Here is a 4374-nt window from a genome sequence, read left to right on the forward strand (position 1 = left end):
TCAAATCCTAGTGATCCAGTCATATTGTGAGGCTGGATGAGGTAGAGTTTGTCTTCACAGCTCCAGTCGTTGCTGTCATCTGCGTCTACCCATTTGAGGAGGTCAGATGCGTTACCGCTGCCAATTGTGTTTTCAAGAGCCATTAGATAAGCTGGGTGAGAATTGTCTACCCTGTCCCATGCATTTCCCAATTCTCCCTGGTCCATTATCTTTTCACCTGCATTGAACTCTTCAAGGGAATAGACATCTACGGCTGGGATATCAGTCTGGAGTATATCGCCGACTGAAACGAAACCGTCACCATCAAGGTCATAGACAACACCGTCATAAAGGTCATACATCTGGTTGTCATTGACATCGACGTATTTTATTGGACTTGAATATACAGTCTCAACAACATCGAAGTTGTCCAGATCCTCTGGCATAACCTTGGTGTTAGGCTCGTAATTTGTGTGCCATTCAGAAAGACGAATATCACCTGCTGTAATTATAGTTTCATTAGCACCATTTACGTCGTCTGGTTCCATGTCAACATATACATAGCCGTGGATTGTCTTTACAATCGTGGCATTTGATTCATAAAGCACAAAAGTAGTTTCTTGGTCACACTGTTCAACTGGGGTGCCACATGGCTTTTCCCAGCATAGTGAGGGGATTATTTTTCGTACATGACGATAGTCCTCAACTTCGCCAAATTGGGCTGCTCCTTTATCCTGATTCAAGGTCCCATCAATTTCTGGTTTTATTTCTCCCACATTTTCATCATAATCCAATCTGAATCGAGAATAGAACGGTTCCTCAAGCTCATATGTTGGAATCGTGTATAATGGAACCGTGACTTCAAACTCCAACTCCCGGGAATTAGTGCCTTCAGGCCAAAGGGTCTCTGGATTTAACAGTTTACCTTTTTTGGTGACATCATTTAATCCAGGTCCACCTTCCCATTCAATTATCTGTTCAAATTGGCTCCAACTACCATCACCATTCCAATCCACCCAGGCATTCAGGTAGAGTTTGTCATCAGCCTTATAGCGGGCTTTCCCCAATCCTGAAGTGCTCACATTTACGATAACTTTAAACTTTTCACGAGGTACATCGGTGTAATTAACAAATCTCACTCCATCGTCATGTTCATCCTTATTTACTACTTTTGCCTCGCACTCACGCTTATCATTGGATTTTTCAACTAGCTTGCCAAGCCATTCATAAGCATAGCCTGCTGGTTGATAACCGAATAGGTGCTCGGCACCCAAGGCTGGGCTGAGCAATTGAATACCATTCAGGGTTCTTCCAGCACCATCGTGAACGAGCGATGGATAGTCTGGATCAGGTGCGTCACCCAAATCAGGGGTGTAGAGGAAGTTCGCTGCATTTTCATCGCTGGCTTCCAACGTCCGTTTACTCAAGTCAGCTGGCCAAATACTAGTATCCATAGTTGAATTTACTACAGGACTATGAGCTATACCTATGAAATGTCCTATTTCATGGGTAGCCGTAACCTGAACATCAAAGGTACCATTAGTCTCATTTTCTATACCCACTGTCCAATTTAGGTTACTATTAAACCAGATATCTGATTCAACTATTCTTCCATTCTTCTCATAAAAAACCCCTGTAAAGGCCACAAAGTCTGTTTTTGCTATATTAGCCTGTGTCTGCACGATCCCATCATTGCCCGAAGTTATCCAATTATTTGTAACATTAAATCTATCATCTCCGAGTGGGTCAGTCTCCAAAAAACCATTTGGACCGGCTGTAATCGCAATTGAATTTGGGGTACCATTCCCCACAGCGATCGCCTGGTCATCATCACCTGATTTAGTGGTCTCTGAGACACCATTGACACCTGATATGATGTTGTTCCCGCTTACCTTATCATCACCTGCAGGGGTTGTGTTGATAAAACCGTTTGGACCCGGGGTGATTATTATCGAATTTGGGGTACCATTTCCCACAGCGATCGCCTGGACATCATCTTTAGGACCTGACCAGTCCAGAACATTGAATCCATCCTTTCTTATCGCCCGGTTGGATACATTACGAGGATTGCCTTCTACGAAACCGATTGCGCATGGTTTTACATTTTCCCATGCCTGAAATGAAGTGTTTATTTCATTAAGTAAGAGCTGTCTATCGGCATCAGTGATATTTCCATCTTCATTTAGATCAGTAATATTGTCACTTATTGACCATGGAACCTCACAATCAGAAAACTCACGAAGATCCCAATGTAAAAAAGGAGGCTTATCTGTTGAATTAAGCTCGTTGACAAAAATACCAGTCGCTCCTGGATAGGGACCAAATATCTTAAAAGGACTAGAGCCTGCAGCTAACATACCAATGCTAGAAACACCCATTTCATAACTTACAGAGCTTTGCAAACTATTTGATTCCCCCTGCATTGAGTTATTAATCAGATCTACGAAGTCATCCAGAGAGATGCCTAGCTCTTTCACCATTTTATCTCCTGTCCCTGCATCGGTTTCTATGCTGAACTTTCCCTGAGACATTCCCACAATCGGGATAAATCCGGGCTTCATAAAAAGAAGTACTTCTTCGTCCAAGCTAAACTGAGGTGAATCGATTATATATAGACTAATATTGTCTACTGTCCCACCCATCTGTCTGATTGTAATCCTTTGATCAGGCACATCGCCTTTGATGACATCTCCAACAGAAATAGTAATATTGGTAAAAATCTGCGTCTCGTCTTCGTTCCACTCACTTTTCACATTTTCAACATTTCCGATGAGGATTATGGTTGCATCCTCAGTTAATTCTTGAAGACTTAATTGTTTATTTACAGGAGTTGCATTTACAAGTCCGATCATCGATACAATTAATATGCCAAGTATTCCAAGAAATATGGCTTTTCTCACCTTTTCCACCCCATAATGATTTTAACAGCACATCCACCCTCAGCGCTCTAATACACTTACCACAGGCATCCAAGGAAATGTATTTTCAAATAGACTTCCCAATCAAATAATAGAATAAGCCTATAAAGGACGAATCCCTGAATAAATTACCTCACCCAATAACTATAGACATTTTCTCTATTTAATATTTATTGAACCTATTTCAAACTCCTCTTTCATCCTATTCCAGCATAGTAGGAAACATGCAATGTCTAAAAGATCCTTTAATAGCACCATTAATTACATGTTTATTTGTTATGATTACTGGGACCTGTATATTTTCTTCGAACTCGAAAGAGAAGAAGAACCCAGTACCTACAGATTTCCCATTGGGAATAGTTGATTCAATTCTTGTTGTAGTATGAACAAGTTGTTCTGTGAGTGATATAGTCATTATTTTTAAATGGAAAACTACGTATTAAAATATTTTCATTGTGTAGGGTTAGTTGTACTTCTTAAATTTTTGCGTAGTTTTTTTACGAGATGCCTATATCCCCGACTTACCATACGAGGGGTAAGATTCGAACTCATTTAAAACCAAATTTTTAAAAGAGTGTCATTTTTTTAGAACAAATTTTGGGAGTTCGGTTTTTTCGTGTTACCTATATCCCCAACTTATTGTGCGAGGGACAAGATTCGAACCCACAAATCTATCCAAACCTTAATATTTACCTTCCTTGCGAGAATGACAAATAAAGAGAAACTACGAATTACATTAAAATGACAGATATAAGGGGGAAGTCATGAGGAAAATACAAGCTATAAAAGACCAAATGAAGTCCCTTAAACAACATAAGAACCACATACTCGGAGACACACTTTATGACAATGATGCAGTGATTGCAATTGAAGGTCGTATCGCTGCACTGAGGTGGGTTCTGAATGAATATGAACTCTCAGATAAGTATCTAAATGATCGGGATGGTAAACCCACAATTGGCAATCGTGGAGAAATAAGAGAAGTATACAGGCGACCAATGCGCCGCTAATACTACACCATTTGCAAATGGCGATATATTACGAACTACACATAAGTGACCATAATAGAGGTGTTCTTAGGTAGTACCTATATATACACCATTAGTCTCAATTCTTTTAATAAAGTTAAGGAGATGATTCACATTTCAGCTAAAGACGATTTAATTAACAATGCTCAGGATTTTGTGGTTCCGATACTTGGATGGGTATTCGTAATACTTGCCGTTATATTTTTGATCTGGGTTTTGATTCGTCGGAATAAAAATTATTAATTCTCACATTCCTATCTAAAATGACAGAATAAGCGAATTGACGAAATACCGTAAAAGGTCAGATATAAGGAGTTACACTTTACAAGTGTACATTAAATGTCAGGTATAAGCAGTTACACTCCACAAGCGTACATATTTTGACATTCTTGAATGAAATGTTAAAGATAAGGAGTTGATGCTATGGGTGATATGCCGTTTACTCTCAA

Annotated in this window: 2 protein-coding genes; one reads left to right on the forward strand and one right to left on the reverse strand. The window is 39.6% G+C overall.

Annotated features, from left to right (window positions below):
• A partial coding sequence (locus KDK67_RS13575) for a matrixin family metalloprotease (RefSeq protein ID WP_250869394.1) occupies positions 1 to 2879 on the reverse strand: 2879 nt, incomplete at its 3' end.
• Positions 2880 to 3661: 782 nt separating this feature from the next.
• Between KDK67_RS13575 and KDK67_RS13580 the strand changes: the two genes are divergently transcribed.
• Positions 3662 to 3907 (forward strand): hypothetical protein, encoded by a 246-nt coding sequence (locus KDK67_RS13580; protein WP_250869395.1) that lies wholly within the window; start codon positions 3662 to 3664, stop codon positions 3905 to 3907.
• Positions 3908 to 4374: the final 467 nt, after the last annotated feature.

It is taken from the genome of Methanococcoides seepicolus (genome assembly GCF_023684405.1).
Taxonomy (GTDB): Archaea; Halobacteriota; Methanosarcinia; order Methanosarcinales; family Methanosarcinaceae; genus Methanococcoides; species Methanococcoides seepicolus.

Bases quoted from the DNA above. Each gene is read 5' to 3' on its own strand.
- KDK67_RS13580 (WP_250869395.1), top strand. From the start codon at position 3,662: ATGAGGAAAATACAAGCTATAAAAGACCAAATGAAGTCCCTTAAACAA.